The sequence below is a fragment of the Corynebacterium glaucum genome, from assembly GCF_030408855.1.
Classification (GTDB): domain Bacteria; phylum Actinomycetota; class Actinomycetes; order Mycobacteriales; family Mycobacteriaceae; genus Corynebacterium; species Corynebacterium glaucum.
The window spans coordinates 193,234-209,149 of record NZ_CP047358.1; the positions used below are offsets into that span (position 1 = coordinate 193,234).

14 protein-coding genes and 1 tRNA gene are annotated in these 15,916 nt (G+C 63.5%); 2 read left to right on the top strand and 13 right to left on the bottom strand.

Annotated elements, in window-relative coordinates; all coding sequences use genetic code 11:
- Window positions 1-23 precede the first annotated feature (23 nt).
- A tRNA-Thr gene (locus CGLAUT_RS00930) sits at window positions 24-96 on the top strand.
- Window positions 97-185: 89 nt separating this feature from the next.
- Here the strand turns inward: CGLAUT_RS00930 and CGLAUT_RS00935 are convergent.
- Entirely contained in the window at window positions 186-1,835 is a 1,650-nt protein-coding gene (locus CGLAUT_RS00935) for an AMP-binding protein (RefSeq protein ID WP_290185727.1), read from the bottom strand.
- A gap of 141 nt (window positions 1,836-1,976) precedes the next feature.
- Between CGLAUT_RS00935 and CGLAUT_RS00940 the strand changes: the two genes are divergently transcribed.
- A complete protein-coding gene (locus tag CGLAUT_RS00940) occupies window positions 1,977-2,825 on the top strand; it encodes a GDSL-type esterase/lipase family protein (RefSeq protein ID WP_095659075.1) in 849 nt (282 codons plus the stop codon).
- A gap of 10 nt (window positions 2,826-2,835) precedes the next feature.
- Here CGLAUT_RS00940 and CGLAUT_RS00945 read toward each other — a convergent pair whose 3' ends face one another.
- The 12 genes from CGLAUT_RS00945 to CGLAUT_RS01000 all read right to left on the bottom strand — a co-directional run bounded on the left by CGLAUT_RS00945 (window position 2,836) and on the right by CGLAUT_RS01000 (window position 15,782).
- Window positions 2,836-3,189, bottom strand: coding sequence for a DUF2304 domain-containing protein (locus tag CGLAUT_RS00945; RefSeq protein WP_095659076.1), 354 nt, complete (start codon window positions 3,187-3,189; stop codon window positions 2,836-2,838).
- Window positions 3,186-3,887, bottom strand: coding sequence for a polyprenyl-phospho-N-acetylgalactosaminyl synthase PpgS (gene ppgS, locus CGLAUT_RS00950; RefSeq protein WP_095659077.1), 702 nt, complete (start codon window positions 3,885-3,887; stop codon window positions 3,186-3,188). Before ppgS ends, CGLAUT_RS00945 begins: the two co-directional genes overlap by 4 nt.
- 11 nt (window positions 3,888-3,898) lie before the next feature.
- Complete coding sequence (locus tag CGLAUT_RS00955; protein ID WP_095659078.1) at window positions 3,899-4,711, bottom strand: glycosyltransferase; 813 nt, start codon at window positions 4,709-4,711, stop codon at window positions 3,899-3,901.
- A 5-nt stretch (window positions 4,712-4,716) separates the two neighbouring features.
- The gene (rfbA, locus tag CGLAUT_RS00960; RefSeq protein ID WP_095659079.1) at window positions 4,717-5,601 is read right to left on the bottom strand and encodes a glucose-1-phosphate thymidylyltransferase RfbA; all 885 of its coding nucleotides are present in this window, start codon (window positions 5,599-5,601) and stop codon (window positions 4,717-4,719) included.
- A gap of 4 nt (window positions 5,602-5,605) precedes the next feature.
- Window positions 5,606-5,968, bottom strand: a complete 363-nt coding sequence (locus CGLAUT_RS00965) for a hypothetical protein (RefSeq protein WP_290185732.1) — start codon at window positions 5,966-5,968, stop codon at window positions 5,606-5,608.
- Between the two features lie 78 nt (window positions 5,969-6,046).
- Window positions 6,047-7,381, bottom strand: coding sequence for a sugar nucleotide-binding protein (locus tag CGLAUT_RS00970; protein WP_290185734.1), 1,335 nt, complete (start codon window positions 7,379-7,381; stop codon window positions 6,047-6,049).
- 10 nt (window positions 7,382-7,391) lie between these two features.
- The gene (gene rfbB / locus CGLAUT_RS00975; RefSeq protein WP_290185735.1) at window positions 7,392-8,390 is read right to left on the bottom strand and encodes a dTDP-glucose 4,6-dehydratase; all 999 of its coding nucleotides are present in this window, start codon (window positions 8,388-8,390) and stop codon (window positions 7,392-7,394) included.
- A gap of 28 nt (window positions 8,391-8,418) precedes the next feature.
- Window positions 8,419-9,636, bottom strand: coding sequence for a hypothetical protein (locus tag CGLAUT_RS00980; protein ID WP_290185737.1), 1,218 nt, complete (start codon window positions 9,634-9,636; stop codon window positions 8,419-8,421).
- Window positions 9,633-10,886, bottom strand: coding sequence for a M1 family metallopeptidase (locus CGLAUT_RS00985; protein ID WP_290185739.1), 1,254 nt, complete (start codon window positions 10,884-10,886; stop codon window positions 9,633-9,635). The genes CGLAUT_RS00980 and CGLAUT_RS00985 overlap by 4 nt, the downstream gene beginning before the upstream one ends.
- Before the next feature lie 213 nt (window positions 10,887-11,099).
- Window positions 11,100-12,596 (bottom strand): HNH endonuclease signature motif containing protein, encoded by a 1,497-nt coding sequence (locus CGLAUT_RS00990; RefSeq protein WP_095659083.1) that lies wholly within the window; start codon window positions 12,594-12,596, stop codon window positions 11,100-11,102.
- An 85-nt stretch (window positions 12,597-12,681) separates the two neighbouring features.
- Complete coding sequence (locus CGLAUT_RS00995) at window positions 12,682-14,634, bottom strand: prolyl oligopeptidase family serine peptidase (protein WP_290185741.1); 1,953 nt, start codon at window positions 14,632-14,634, stop codon at window positions 12,682-12,684.
- Entirely contained in the window at window positions 14,631-15,782 is a 1,152-nt protein-coding gene (locus CGLAUT_RS01000; RefSeq protein ID WP_290185743.1) for an alpha/beta hydrolase, read from the bottom strand. The genes CGLAUT_RS00995 and CGLAUT_RS01000 overlap by 4 nt, the downstream gene beginning before the upstream one ends.
- Between the last annotated feature and the right edge of the window lie 134 nt (window positions 15,783-15,916).

A 15,916-nucleotide genomic window follows, 5' to 3' on the forward strand; every position in this document is an offset into this window, starting at 1 on the left:
CTGTACAGCTGTGGACGTGACCGGCCACCTTAGCTCAGTCGGCAGAGCATCTCACTCGTAATGAGAAGGTCGCGAGTTCGATTCTCGCAGGTGGCTCAGAGAAAAAGTCCCCGTAACCTGAGTAAACAGGCGGGGGCTTTTGTGGTTAGAAACGCAAGGGCAATCGGCGCAGACTCGCGGCAAGTTTAGATCCCGGGGAGGAACCTCGGTACGACTTTGCCAACAGCGTTGCGCGGCAACTCATCAAGGAAGTGCACGTCACGCGGGATGGAGTGATCTGCAAGGCGGGAGCGCACCCACTCGCGCACCGACTCGGCGCTGAGGCGCTCGCCGTCGTCATCAAGCTTGCGCACGACCCACACCGCGATGCGCTTGAACGTCTCGTCATCGTCCACGCCATGCGCGTACAGGTCGTCGATGCCCGGCATGTCCTCGAGCACCTCCATCACCGATTGCGGGTGGACGTTCTCGCCGCCGACGATGATCATGTCGTCGCTGCGCGACTGCACGTGCAAGAAGCCCTGCTCGTCGAAGTAGCCGAGGTCGCCCATCTCAATCAACCCGTCGATGGTCACCATCGGGGTATTCGGGTTGGTGTAGCCCTTCAGCGCGGTTTCGTTGTGCAGGAAGATACGGCCGGTGGTGCCGGTGGGGACTTCGTTGCCCTCGTCGTCGTAAAGCTTCAGCACCGTGCCGGGCGGCACCTTGCCCACCATCGTCGGGTCGGCCTGCATCTGTTCCGGCGAGGCCGCCGCGGCGAGCGCGAGCTCGGTGGAGCCGTAGATGTTGGCCAGAATCGGGCCGAAACGCTCGGTGGTGCGGCGCAGCAAGCCCGGGCTCACGGCGTTACCTGCGGTGGCCAAGAAGCGCAGCGTCGAGGTATCGAAGCGATCGTTGGCATGCAGGTCGAGCATCTGCTTGAAAAAGATCGGCGAGGAAACCAGCCCGTCGCAACGGTAGTCCTGGATCTGCTTGTAGCAGGCCTCGGCGTCGAAAACGCGCCTTGTCACGATCGTCGAGCGCGTCGCCAGCGCCACCTGCAGCGCCGACCAACCCCACGTGTGGAAGATCGAAGCCGACAGCTGCACGGTGTCGCCCGAGCGCCACGGGATCGCCTCAAGGTAGCCGGCAAGCACCAGCGGCAAGCGCGGCTCGGGCCGCACGATGCCCTTCGGAATCCCGGTCGTACCCGAGCTCATCAGCACAAGGTTGCCGTGCTGCGGGTAGCGGGGCAATTGCTTATCGACGTCCGGCTGCTTGACGATGTCCGCAATCGAAAGCCCCTCGCGCTCACCCTCGGTGAATGCGCGCACGATGGTGATGTCGTCAGTGGCCTCGAGGTCTGCGGGCAGTCGATCCGCGAACTCGTCGTCGATGAACAAGACGTTGATCTTGTTCTCGTCGAAAATGCCGCGCAGCTGCTCTGGCGAGGAGCCGATGTTGAGTAGGAAGATGTGGCCGCCGGCGTAGCCCTTCGCACCGAGCGGCAGGATGATGCCGCGGCCGTTGCGGGCCATGACGCCGATCCGCAGCTCGTCGAGCCCGCGATCTGCTTGCTGGGCGACCAGCCACTTACCCAGGGACCGTGACTGTGCGCGCAGTTGGCGGTAGGAAAGCACGCCATCGTCGTCAATCAGCGCGGTGCGTTCCGGCGAGGCGGCGGCACCCTGTTCGATCTCGCGGGCGGTGGTGAACCGGTAGCGTGCCAGATTTGGGGCCAGGGCAAGCGCAGCCTTGGGGCCGCCTTCGGTGCTGATGATGCCGGCGCGGGTGATTGCGGGCACGAACCGGGCGAAAGACCTCAGGAGAAAGAGAGGATGTTCAGTAGGACGCATTGCTTCAATGTAACCTATGTGCCGATTGTGAAAGGCGTTGACGAAAGTTGCCTATCGGGTAACATTTCCGTAACACCTTTAGTGCGTTCAAAGTATCCCATAGCTACGTCCGCCACGAGTACCGGAAAAGGAAGTTGCACAATGACCCAATCGTTCACAGCGTCTCGCGCGTTTCGTCGCAAAGCTGCTGCCGTCTTCGCCGCCGCACTGACCGTCGTTGGTCTCGCGGCACCGGCCGCCGAAGCCCAGCAGCACAACCTGGTCATCTTCGGTGACTCGGTAATCTCCGACCCGAATGCACCACAGTGGGCAGCGGGCAAACTCGGCCTGGACTCCCGCGGCTCCTCCGAGGTGACCAAGTGGTGCCCGACCTCACCCACCAACTGGGGCAAGCAAGCCGCAGGCAAACTCGGCCTGCCGGCGTGGGATTACTCTTGCACCGGCACCGTGTCCATTCAGAAGGGTCCGCAGTTCTCTTCCCAAGTAACCCGCGCGGTCAACGACGGCGGGCTCAACCCCAACACCCAGCGTGTGATTATCTCCACCGGGTTCAATGACACGTACCACAACGATGGCCGCGATCGCGCCGCCTTCCGCCGCGACTGGGTCGCCGCGATGGCGCCACAAATCCAGCGCATCCGGGCTGCCGCACCGAATGCCCGCATCCAGATCGTCGGGTACCCGAAGATCACCTCGGGCGACAACGTGTGCCTGTTCCACGTTGCGCCTAACGCCTCTGATTTCACGCCGTTCCCGGCAGTGCGCGAGTGGGAGGACTCGATCCAGTGGGCGCAGGTGGACCTCGCGCAGGCAACCGGTGCCGAGTTCCTCGACCTGAAGCCTTCCACCTGGAACAACAACATGTGCGCGCCGGATCACATGCGCATGTGGGCGGGTCTCGTGGACTTCTACGGCGGCCCGGGCAACCTGCCGATCCACGTCAACCAGCGCGGCCACGCCCACGTGGCCAACGTCATCGCTGGCTCCTAAAGCGAGGGGGCTAAGGCTCCTCGCGCGGCGCTGCATCCGGCGCGACTTCGGCGTTTTGCAGCGCCACCGCGCGAGCAAGACGGGCGTAGCGCAGCTCGAGCTCCCGAAACCGGGTCCAGGTCGAGATCGTGGTGAAGAAGAACGCCACGATCAGCACGTAGAGCATGAGGTCGGTGCCGCGGTCCACCCCGAGCCAGTTCGCCACGATCGTGACGTCGTCTGGCCGCAGGATCGCCCAGAACGCTGCGAGCATGAGGCCCACGAACCCGATCTTCACCCACGCCTTGGCGTTCGCCTTCTTGCGGTTGATAAAGAAGTAAATCGCTACCGCGACAATGGCGGTGATGAGGACGAGCTGAATCACTTGAGCCTCCTTGCCACGAGGCCGTCGGCCAAGATGTTCACGCCATTGATCAGGGATTGCCCCTTGCTCATTGAGTACTCGGTGTAGAGGATGTCCACCGGCTGCTCGGTCACACGCCAACCCTTCTGATCGATCATGTTCACGATCTCCGAGGCGTGGCTCATCCCGCTCATCCGGATGTCCATCTCGTCGGCGACCTTCTTGTTGAACACGCGCAGCCCGTTGTGGGCATCCGACAGCCCCAGCCGACGCGTGCGCGGAGAGAGGAACACCACCGTCCGCAACACCACCCGCTTGATCCAGGGCACCTGCGAGTTGTCCTGGCCGGCAAAGCGCGTGCCAACGATGATGTCGTAGGGCTCGGTGCGCAAGCGGTCGATCATCGCCTTCACGTCTTTGACCTGATGCTGGCCGTCCGCATCGAAGGTTACGAAATACTGTGCGCCGGGCTGCGTGCGGGCGTACTCCACGCCGGTCTGGATCGCCGCACCTTGGCCCAAGTTCACCGGGTGGTTGACCAAATGCGCGCCGGAGGCGCGAATCGCCTCAGCCGAGTCGTCCTTCGAACCGTCGTTCACGGCCACGATGTTGGGAAACGTCTTGCGGGCTTCCGTGATCACGTCGAAGATCACCTGGCCCTCGTTGTAACAAGGGATTACAAGCCAGGTGTCACTAAATTCCCGCCGCGACGTGTTCATCGCGCACAACGTTACCCCTCGCGGTGAAATAGGTGCGAGTACACACGCTTTGTCACGCCAATTGGCAGCGCGCGGTACGCATTTCGCGCCGCAAGGTTGAACGCCGCCCGCGGTTTCGACACAAGCCCGTAGCGCACCAGGTTTTGCTGCATGGTCCGCTCGGCGGCTCTCGTCTCACCGCTCGAGCGCCGACGCATCTGATCCTCGCTGACCCGCAGATACGTCAGCGGCTCCTCCAAATTCGCCAACTCATGGCCATCGGCAATGAGGCGCGCCCACAGGTCGTAGTCCTCCATGAACGGCACGTGCTGGTACCCGCCAACCGACTTCACCGCCTCCGTGCGAAACATCACTGAGGGGTGATTAAGCGGCGAATTTATTTTCACGTACTCGTTCGGGTTTGTAGACAGCCGACGGATCGCGCCGCCGTCGCCAAGCGAATGCTCGAACTCCTCGACTGCCGTGCCGAGAGCTGCGACTTTGGGATGAGCCTTGAGGTATGCAAGCTGGGCAGCAAACCGCTCGGGCTTGGCCGCATCGTCGGAATCCAGGCGCGCAACATAGTCGGCCTCAATCGTCTCCAGGCCCGCGTTCAAAGCTTTGCCCAAGCCAACGTTCGCCTCAAGGCGCACGGTTCGAGCAGCTTTTTGCTTATCGACGAACCCCTGCACTAGCGTTTCCACGGCCTCCGAGACCGGACCGTCGAAGACGATGACAATGTCGTCTGCGGGGCGGGTCTGCGCGGTAACGGACTCTAAAGCCAGGGAAAGCTCGCCCGCGTCGGTGCTGCGGTAGAGGCTCATGAGGACGGCGAGGGAGGGCATGGGTGTCAGAATTCCTGTCCGCGGTGGTAGTCATGAACAACGTCCAGCAAATAGGCGCCGTAGCCGGACTTCATCATCGGTTCGGCGAGGCGCTCGAGCTGCTCGGCGTCGATGAAACCCTGGCGGAACGCCGCGACCTCGGGGGAGCCGATGACGTTTCCGGTACGTTTCTGGATCACCTCGACATAGGCGCTGGCCTCGCTCATTGAGTCGATGGTGCCGGTATCCAGCCACACGTCGCCGCGGTGCAGGCGGTGCACCTTCAGCCGGCCTTGGGTGAGATACGCCGCGTTGACCTCGGTGATTTCCAGCTCACCGCGCGCGCTCGGGCGGATGTGCTTGGCAATTTCCACCACGTCGTTGTCGTAGAAGTACAAGCCCACCACCGCGAAGTCGGACTTCGGGTTCTCCGGTTTCTCTTCGATGGAAAGCACGGTGCCCGAGGAATCGAAATCCACCACGCCATAGCGCTTCGGATCGGAGACCTCGTAGGCGAAGATCGTGCCGCCGTCGACGTGGTGAATGTCGCCCAGGATGGCCGTGAGCTCAGAGCCTTCGAAGATGTTGTCGCCCAGCACCAGCGCGACGGTGTCATCGCCGATGAAGTCCTCGCCGATGATGAAGGCTTCCGCCAGTCCATTGGGGGAGGGCTGCTCGGCGTAATCGATCATGAGGCCGAGCTGGGAGCCGTCTCCAAGCAAACGCTCAAACGCATGCCGGTCTTCCGGGGTCGTGATCACCAGGATCTCCCGGATCCCCGCGCTGATCAGGGTCGTCAGCGGGTAGAAGACCATCGGTTTGTCGTAGATCGGCATCAATTGTTTCGAGATGCCTTTGGTGATTGGGTATAGGCGAGTGCCCGATCCGCCCGCGAGGATGATGCCCTTCATGCGCTTAGAAGGGCAGGATCCGGGAGCGGAGCTCGTTGAGGGTGGCTTGCGTCTCCGGCGAGTTGAGCTCCATGAAAAGCGTCATCGCGCCGGAAATGACGCCAATTACGAACAACAGGACCGACGGGGTGGACACGTTGGAGAAGTCGCGCGAAGAGAACGCCTGCATGACATCGGTCGGGCCCTCGGTAGGTGTCGTCGAAGCGGTCACCGTCGGGGTGATGGTTTTGGTCACCACCACCGTCGGGCGATCCGGGTCGGTCCTTTGCGACGAGGCTTCCGCCCCGACGTTGCTACTGATCACGGTGGCGACCATCGCGCTTGCGACGAGCGCCGACGCAATGCGTCTGCGGGTGGTGCGGAACACGGCAACTCCTTTTCGCCTGGAAATGACTTCCTCCTAATTTTCCACAGTTTGGCCTGGAAGGAAACCCTAAAAGTACACCTATTTCGCCGAACGCGCGTCCAAGTACAGTGCGAGCGCTGCGCGCCAGTTCGTCGGCTCGAAACCGGTCGCCTTGATCTTGGTCAGATCCAGGGTGCAATTGGCCGGGCGATCCGCCTGCGGGCCGGCGATCTCGATGTACTCCTCGCGGGTGACCGAGCGAATGTTCGCCGGGTCGCTTCCCATGCCGGTGAACACCGCCATCGCGATTTCATCGCGGCTCGCGGTATCGCCGTCGGAGGTCAGGTTGTACACGCCGTACTCCGCGTTCGTATCCAGCAGGTGGACGATGCCGCGGGCGAGGTCCTCCGCCCAGGTCGGACGCCCATGCTGGTCGTTGACCACGTCGGGCGACTCGCCGCGCTCGGCGTAGCCGGCCATGGTTTCCATGAAGTTCGAACCCTCGCCGAACAGCCACGCGGTGCGCACCACGTAGTGCTTGCGCGGCACGCGTGCGGCGGTGTCGCCGGCCGCCTTCGACGCGCCGTACGAGTTGATCGGGCTGGCCACCTCGTCCTCGGTGTGAATCTCCTGGGTGCCGTCGAAGATGTAGTCGGAGGAGATGTGTACCAGCGTCAGATCGTTAATCTTGCAGATGCGCGACAGCGACGCCACGCCATCCGCGTTCACCGACCACGCCGTCGTGCGCTCGTGGTTCGCGGTATCGACGTCGTTGTACGCCGCACAGTTCACAATCGCCCAGTACTGGGTGTAATCCAGCTCCGGCGGGTTGGTGATGTCGAACTCCTCGTGAGTGACAAAATCCGCTCGCTTGTCGTCCCACTGCTTGCGCAGCGCGCGACCCAGCTGCCCGTCCGCACCGGTCACGAGAATGCGGCGCGCCGGCACCAGCGGAGCCTCGGCGAACGGCGGGTGGTTCTTGTCGGCCTCAGAGAGTTGCGTCGGCTCCAGCGGCCAGTCAATCTCTTTGTAGGAGCAAAACGCGTAATCGCCGTCCGGGTTGTAGCGGGCGTTGCCCAGGTAGACGTAGGCGGTCTCGTCCTCAAGCGTCTGGAAACCGTTGGCCACGCCGCGCGGCACCAGCACCGCAGTGTCCGGCCCGATCTCCGCGCTGAACTTCTGGCCCCGGGTCGGCGAGCCTTCGCGCATGTCCACCCAAGCGCCGAAGATGCGGCCCTTCGCCACCGAAATCCACTTGTCCCACGGCTCTGCGTGCATGCCGCGGGTGGTGCCGGCGACGTGGTTGAAGCTGACATTGTTCTGCACCGGCTTCAGGCCTTGGCCCATCACCCAGTTTTCTTTGAACCAGCCACGGTTGTCTTCGTGAACGGTCAGGTCGTACAGAACAAGGCCTTCAATTGGAGTTTCGTGCATGCGGTTGAGCTTACTGGCCTTGGAGCTCATATTGCTTTTCGACGGACTCTTTCACGCCCCTCCACCACAATTCGTTTTCCCGGTACCACGCGATTGTCTGCGCAAGTCCCTCCCGCAGGCCGTCGACACCGGTGCCGGTGTAGCTCGGCTCCCAGCCCAACTCGGTGCGCAGCTTCGTGGCGTCCATGGCGTAGCGCTGGTCGTGGCCCGGGCGGTCCGCCACGTGGACAAACTCGCCGTCCATGAGCTCGCAGATCAGCTCGATGACGCGCTTGTTGGTGATGTGGTCGTTGTCTGCGCCGATGTTGTAGGTCTCACCGATGTGGCCGCGCTCGAGGATCGCGAACACAGCGTCGTTGTGGTCGTCCACGTGGATCCAGTCGCGGACCTGTTCGCCGGTGCCGTAGAGCTTCGCCGGACGGCCGTCGAGAATGTTCGTGATCTGGCGCGGGATGAACTTCTCGATGTGCTGGTAGGGACCGTAGTTGTTCGAGCAGTTCGAGATCGTCGCCTGGATCCCAAACGAGCGGATCCACGCGCGCACAAGGTGATCAGAACCCGCCTTCGTCGCAGAGTACGGCGAGGACGGGTTGTACGGCGTGGTCTCGGTGAAGCGCTCCGGGGAATCCACGGCGAGGTCGCCGAAGACTTCGTCGGTGGAGATATGGTGCAGACGTACGTCGTGCTTGCGCACCGCCTCAAGCAGCGTGAACGTGCCGATCAAGTTGGAATGCACGAAGCTCGAGGGATCGCGCAGCGAATTGTCGTTGTGCGACTCGGCCGCGAAGTGGACGACGGTGTCCGCGTTGGCCACGAGGCCGTCGATAAGCGAAGGCTCTGCGATGTCACCCTGGACGAACTCGACGTCAAGCCCGTCCAGGTTCGCCGTATTACCGGCGTAGGTGAGTTTGTCGACGACGACAATGTGGTCGTCGGTGCGCTCGCAGGCCATGCGCACGAAGTTTGATCCGATGAACCCGGCACCGCCGGTGACCAGCATTGTTCCCATGGCAGGTTACTGTACCTTTACGCGACCTTTACGCGACCTCTACGCGCGCTCGGGCAAGGCCCGCGACGTGGACCACCGCGCCGGCAAGCGGGCCGACGTAAAGCGCGACGACGACCGCAGTGGCAACTGCCCACGGGCTGGTGAAGAGCACCGCGAAAGCGACGATCGAAGCCACAACCCAGCCTGCTACGTACCACACGTGCTGCTCCAACGCGAGCACCGCGACACCCGTGATCATGAGTATGCCCATAAAAGCAGAAGCCAAGGTGAGCAGGGCGAGCGTGCGTCCGTCTACGAAGAGCTCCGGTTTGAATCCGAGTTTGAGGATCCACGGCCCGATTGCCCAAGCGGCGACGAAGCCCACCGCCCCGAGTGCGAGCACCGCGCCGACCGGGGCAAGGAGCGCCTGGTAGATGCGGTCACGGTGCTCAACAAAACGGACCACGAGAGCGGATTGGAAGCGCTGCAGCGGCACGAGCACTGGGGCGCGGGTAAGAATCACCGCGTTATTCATCGCGCCGACCATGATGGAGATGTCCGCATTGTTGTCCGGGAACGCCGCGGAGACGGCGGTGGGAAAGCCGGTGATCAGCGCAGCGGATGCACCGGAGGCGAGCATTGCGGAGACAACGCGGCGGACAAATGCGCGGCGGTCGACATCGAGCGCGACCCGGATGTGGGTGCGGGCGGTGTTCGATGCACCGAGGATGACCATCCAGCTTGCCGCACCGGCCACGGTGATGAGCAGGAACGCGGTCAGCCCCCAGCCAAAGGCCCATGCCAACAGTGCGAGCACGAGGCGCACGCCGGAATCCAGCGCGACGAGGCTCGCGTACTGATTCCACAGTTGTGCCCCGGACAGGATGCCGGAAAGCACTGCTTGGAAGGTGTAGCTGACCAGGCCGAAGATGAGCAGGGACGTTGCCATGCCGGGCGACATTGGCACCAGCGAATGCATGGCCACAATGGCCACCGGGGTCCCGACTGCGACAACAATCGCGGCAGCGACCGACGCAAAGCGCCACGGACTCGCTGTGCCTTTCACGCCAGTCTCCCTGGCGGAGGCCACGGCGCGGGTGGTCTCCTGGGTGATGCCGTCGATCAAGCCGGCGCTAGCAAAGAACAACCCCCAGTACGCACTGAAGTAACGGAACTCCGTTTCGATGTCGAGGGCCCAACCCGCGATGACGACAAGGACGAAACCGGCGAGCGCCGAAAACAGGGTGGCTAGGGAAAGGTTTCTCACGGGCACTCCGGTAACGCTGGGTGGTTGAGCCACATGTCCATCACACGGTCGACGTCCGCGTTCGGGGCGTGCGTCTTCAGCGCGTTGACAAGGTCGAAAGGCTCCACGACGCCGTGGGTCGAGCAGGCGGTGTATGTCTTCAGCGCCGCGAAGAACGCGACATCGCCGACCTCGCGACGTAGCGCGTGCACCAGCAGTGCACCGCGTTTATACACGCGATCGTCGAACATGTCCTTCGGCCCTGGGTCCGCAAGTATCCAATGGTGGGGCGTTTGCTCGAGGTAATGGGCACGCACCGAGTCGTCGATAAGCGAAATGCCCCTGAAGTCTGCCCAGAGCCACTCCGCGTAGCACGCGAACCCTTCGTTGAGCCAGATGTCGCTCCACTGCGCGAGGCCGAGCGAGTTGCCGAACCACTGGTGAGCGAGCTCGTGCGCAATGAGGCGCTCGTTGCCGCGCGTATGGTTGCGGCCGAAAATGGAAAGGCCTGCGGCTTCGAGGGGGATCTCGAGGAGCTCATCGTGGACCACCGCCGTGTAGCGCTCGTAGGGGTAGGGGCCGAACGCGGCGGTGAAGAAGTCGACCATCTGCTGCTGGAGGGCGAAATCACCCATTGCGACACCGCGTGGGAGCCACACGCCGGTGATGGGGCCGAGGTCGTGGTACGTGAACTCGCCGACGTTGATGGTTGCCAGGTACGTCGCGATCGGGCGCTGCGTTTCGGTGGTGATCACCTGGTACGGCTGATCGGGGCGAACGCGGATGCTGTAGGTGGCCTTCTCATCCGGGGTGTCGTCGCAGGGGAACCAGGTCGGCGCGCCGTTGGGCTGGTTGGCGGTGAGCGCGCCGTTTGTCAGCTCCTCCCAGCCGAGCATGCCCCACGAGGTGCGGCGCGGGCGCGGGGTGCCGGAGTAGCGGATCGAGAGGCGGAACTCGGTGTCCACGGGCACCGGTTCAGCAAACGTGATCCGCAGCTTGTTCTGGGATTGGCGGAAACGCTTCACGCCGCCCACGGTCGCGTCGACGCGGCGCACCCGCAGCGCGTCCATTAGGTCGAGCGTCATGTGGTCGAGCTCGCGCCACGGCGTCAGCGTGAGCGTGGCGGTGGCGTCGAGCCGGTTCGGGCCGACCTTGTAATCCATATCCAAGTCGTAGTGCGTGACGTGGAAGCCCAGGTTGAAGTCGACACCGGTGTAGGTGTCGCGGTGGCCCGGGATGGGAGTGGAGCGGAGGCGGAGGTTCTTCTTCATGCTGTCGAGTAAGGGTAGCGCCGCCGAAAAACGAGTTGTCTTCAAGACGGCTGTTGGTCGTCCCCCAGAATTCACCGCCGAGCTGATAATTGAAAATTGAGTTCCGCGAAACGATCGCCCCGTTGCCGTTGACCACCGAAATGTCGCAGGTGAAGCCGGCGATGGCGTTCTCTGGCAGCCCGGGGTCGCTGGGATGCGGTTGCGCAACATTCGTCATAACGCAACGAATTCTACTGTTGGGTTCTCTTCGCACGGCTTCTGCAGATCCCCGAGGCGCTCGACCGGCCGCTTCGCCAACGCACCATCAAGCCCGTCGGGGAAGAGCTCCTCCGGCAGCTTGTCCATCGGGAACTCGAACGTCATCTTGAACGCCGCCTCCAACTCCGCAATCTCCTGCGCGCAGCGTGCGGCGTTGCGGTGGACCAGGTAGTCATCGAGGATCCGGTGGCCAGTGGCAAAAAACTGGGCATTTTTCGCTTTACGACGCTTGCGTGCACCCATCGTTTCCGCCCACCTCGGCGCAACCGGGGTGATCTGTTGTGTGAATAAGCTGCTCGGTTCAGTGACCTGGTAGGTGCCGTCAGCGAACAGCCAGATGATGTCGCCGGAGACGGGGTCGGGGATGTAGAACGCGCGGCGGTCCGTCTTCTCGTTGTGGTGGTGCTGGCAGAGGCTGAAAAGGTTATCCGGCGTTGTCGCGCCGCCATCTTCGAAGGGGATGCGGTGATCTAGCTGACACCGCTGTGCAGGAACGTTGCAACCAGGAAAGATGCAGACTCCATCGCGAGCGACCGCGAAGGCACGCATCGCCTCCGTGGGCGCGTAGCCGCCACCGACGCGCTCGCGCACTTCATTCAAGTCGACGATCTGAGTGGGGGTGTGCTCCATCCACTCCTCGATGGTCGCGACCGCGTCCCCACCAAGCCAGCCTTCGCCCTGGAGATAGATTGGCGCGCCGGGGTCGCGCTGTCCGTCGTGGTTGAGCGGCGTGTAGCCGTACAGCACCACCTTCGATGCTGGGACGGTTCCGGTCAACACCTCCTCTACGGCTTCTGCTAGTGAGATCCCCGCCTCTTTTGCCATGAGAGCGATCCGCAGTTTGAACGAGGTCATCACAGCCTGGTCGGTGTCGATCTGCACCCCCGCGCGTTCTTGGCCGTCCTCCGTCACCTCGTAGAACTCGAGCGAGGTGGTCTCCTCCGGTCGCTGCGCTTTCTTGTCTTCCCGCTCTTTGCGCCTCTTCGTGTTGCAGTCGGTAGCCGGATTCATCTGCCCCAGGAGTGCGTTCACCCGTTGGGACACCGTTGCTGGGCCAGGCAACTGCTGCCGAGCTCGCTTCGGGGTGAAGATGCCCACAAGCAGCTCGTCGACTGCCGCCAGTATCGCTGGGTCTGGATCCGGGCCGAGACGGTTCAGCGCGTCATCGGCAGCGCTCAGGCGGGGCAGATCGAGGAGGCGACGCTCGTCCTGCAACGCCCGCAGCCTCGGCAGCGAGTAGAGCCGGTTGTAGGCGAAGATCGCGTGCTCAACAACCCGCTTCGTCTTGCCTGTGGCGGCCATGTAGGTTCGCACGGTCTCGTCGAAATCGAAGGACACCAAATCCTCCCGCGCAAACCGCGAAAAGATCGCGTATTCACCCGCGATGATCGTGCGCGCGCCAGCGGCGAGCGGATCATCGGTGTCCTCGGTGAGGAAAAATTGTGTGTGCATGTGCCCTCCCGGCCTGTTCGAAAGTGTTCGACTAGCGCTTTGGCCAGCACTCTATAACACGCACCCGACAAGTCTGTGAGCTGCGTTAATGCACCAAATGCACCTCAAGCCAATTGAAGACCATCGACTCCACCCGCGCGATCTGATCATTGTCCGCGGCGCCCGCGTGGCCGCCAGCGGTGTTTTCGAAATAATCGACGGGTTGGCCAGCCTGGTCTAGCGCCTGCGCGAACGTGCGGGCGTGCGCCGGGTGCACGCGGTCGTCGCGGGTCGAGGTGGTCACCAAGGCCGGGGGATAGGCCACCTCGCTGCGCGAACGCACGTTGTGCAGCGGCGACCAGCGCTCAATCGCGGCGCGCTCAACCGGGTCGTCGGGGTCGCCGTACTCCGCCATCCAGGACGCGCCCGCGGAAAGCGTGTGGTAGCGCAGCATGTCTGTCAGCGGCACCTGAACCACCGCAGCCCCGAACAGCTCCGGGTATTGCACCAGCGCGCCGGCGGTAAGCAGGCCGCCGTTCGACCCACCCCGAACGCCGATTTGCGACGGCTCCGCGTACCCCCGCGCCGCGACATCCTCCAGCACCGCGCGGTGGTCCTCCCACACCTTGTGGCGGTTGGTCTTCACCACCTGTGAATGCCACTCGGGACCGAACTCGCCGCCGCCGCGCAAATTCGCCTGCACGAAAAAGTGGCCCTTTTCCAGCCACCCAATGCCGCGCACGTTGGAAAAAGACGGAGTGAGCGACACCTCGAAGCCGCCGTATCCGTGGACCAACGTCGGGCGCGGCCCCCGGGAGAAGTCCCCGGTGATGAAGTACGGGATCCGCGTGCCGTCCGCCGAGGTCGCCCAGTGTTGGCGCGTCTCCAGCCCAGCCGCGTCGAAGAATGCCGGAGCGCGTCGGACGGGCTCCACGGTCTGGCCGTCGGCAAGCAACAGTGTGCTGGGCGAGGTGAAGCTGGACTCTGAGATCCATGCCTCGTCGCCGTCGAGGGGGCTGGTGGCGACGACGTGGGCGGTCGAGGAACCGTCGAGCAGCTCACGGCCCTCCCATGCGCCGAGCTCGATGCGGGTGATGTGCGTAGCCACGTCTTTGAGGGTGGTCACCAGCAGGAAGTTTCGGGTGAAGCTCAGATTTTCGACGGTCGCGTCATCCACCAGCACGCGAAACTCGCGAGACCCAGCTAGGAAATCAGCCAGTTTCATCACGCCGAGCTGCCCTGCGCCGACGCCGGAGAACTGGGTGCGCGGCAGCACGAACAGCCACTCGCGGTGGAGATACGGGGTGCAGTCGGTGGGCAGGTCAAGTTCAACGCCGTCGACCCACACACGCGCGTTGTAGAAGTCAAGCGCGCGAGAGAAGATGGTGCGCTCAAAACCCGGCGTGTGGTCCACGCCCGCGCCGACCGCCACATCGGAGCGCTCGCCGCGGAAGACCTCTTCGCGCTCGCCCGCGCGCGTCCAGCGCTGGACCTGGGCGGGGTAGCCGGAGTCGGTGAGCGAGCCTTCGCCGGTATCGGTACCGACGAGCAACGTGTCCAGGTTCACCCAGCTCACATCGGTCTTCGCCTCGGGGATGAGGAATCCGCCAGCCTCGCCCATGAACCGGCGCGATGCGAGGTCGAACTCGCGCACCGTCACCGCATCCGCGCCGCCGCGGGAAAGCCGCACCAGTGCCCGGTCGTACGCCAGGGGGCGCACTGTCGCACCCTTCCACACCCAATCTTCGTCTTCATCGAGGGCAAGCTTGTCGACGTCTAGGAGCACGTCCCACTCAGGAGAACCGCCGAGGTAGGAGTCAAGCGTGGTGCGACGCCACAGGCCCCGGGGATGCGCGGCATCGCGCCAGAAGTTGTACAGGTGCTCACCGCGCCGGGAAACGTAGGCGATGCGGTCATCCGTGTCGAGGGCTTCGCGGATGCGGGCACGCAGCTCGGGGGCTGCATATGCGTGTTCTGTGGCGTCCGACCACTCTGCAGCCCAGGCAAGGGCTGCGGGGTCCAAGATCCCGTCGAGAAGCGAGGGAGCTATCTCCCTCACAGGCCGAACGCGGGGCCGATGGTGGTGTACCAGGAGCGCTCCATGTCCTCGAGCCAGTACGGCCACGAGTGGGTGCCGGCGTTGCGGAACTCGTAGTGCGCCGGGATACCAAGGGAGTCGAGTTTGGCGCGCATGTCGTGGTTGCACTGGTTGATGGCTGCCTCGATGATGCCGCCCTCGACCTGCAGCTGAGCCGCGCCGATCGGCGCAAGCGCCTCCGGCAGGCCCTGGCCCACGAGGTAGCTCACCTGGTCCGAGCGACCCGCCAGGCCGGTTGCGGAAGAGAAGTACAGCGCCGTGCCGCGCAGCTGCTCGGCGTTGACGAGTGCGTCGTTGTAGCGGTTGTACTCGCCGCCCATCGGGCCCCACATCCGCTCCGGCGTGACATCCTGGAACGTCGGGTTGCCTCCGCGGTTCACCGTGAGGCGAGCGTAGGTGTAAGCATGCGGAGAGCTGGTCGCCGGGCAGCCCGAGAACGATGCCGCGGCGTCGTAAAAGCCTGGGTTGTGCGCCGGCAGCACCATCGAAGAGGTGCCGGACATAGAAAAGCCGACGATCGCGCGTTGGTTTCCGGCGCCCAGCGTGCGCTCGATCGGTCCCGGGAGCTCCTTAGTCAGGAAGGTCTCCCATTTCTGCGGACCCTTCAGGTACGGGGTGTTCAGCGTGTCATCGAGCCAGTCGGTGTAGTACGAAAACGCGCCGGCCTGCGGGATGACTACGTTGACGCGCTTTCCGGAGAAGAAGTCACGCACCGGCGCCATCTTCAGCCAGTCCTGGTTCTGCTCCGCGCCGCCCGCACCGTTGAGCAGGTAGATGGTCGGAGCGTTGGACACGCGGTTGCCGTTCTCATCTGTCGCTGGCACAACGGCGATCGGGATGTCGCGGTTCATCGACGGGGAATGAACCATGTAGGACAACACGTTCTTGTGGTCAACCTGCTGCACCCACTCCTGCGGGCCACCCGTGCGCACATAGGTGGGTGGGGAGCTCGGTGCATCCCATGGTTTAATCGTGCCGACCGGGGTGTTGCCCGCCACCTGCGCCGGGGTCACGTTCGCCGCGTTGGCAACGTTTGCGGCGGGGGCAGCGCCCAAGGCGATGGTGACAGCAGTGGCGAGGATGGCTCGGACGGTGCGCTTCATGCTCATGATCGGCTATCTTACGGTCAACTTGCGCCACATGTGTAACAATGATGCGCATGAACCCAATCGAACAGATTCAGCTTCAGGTCAACGAAGCCCTCGGTCAGCTCATCCACCTCGGCTCGTCCACCTCGTCCACC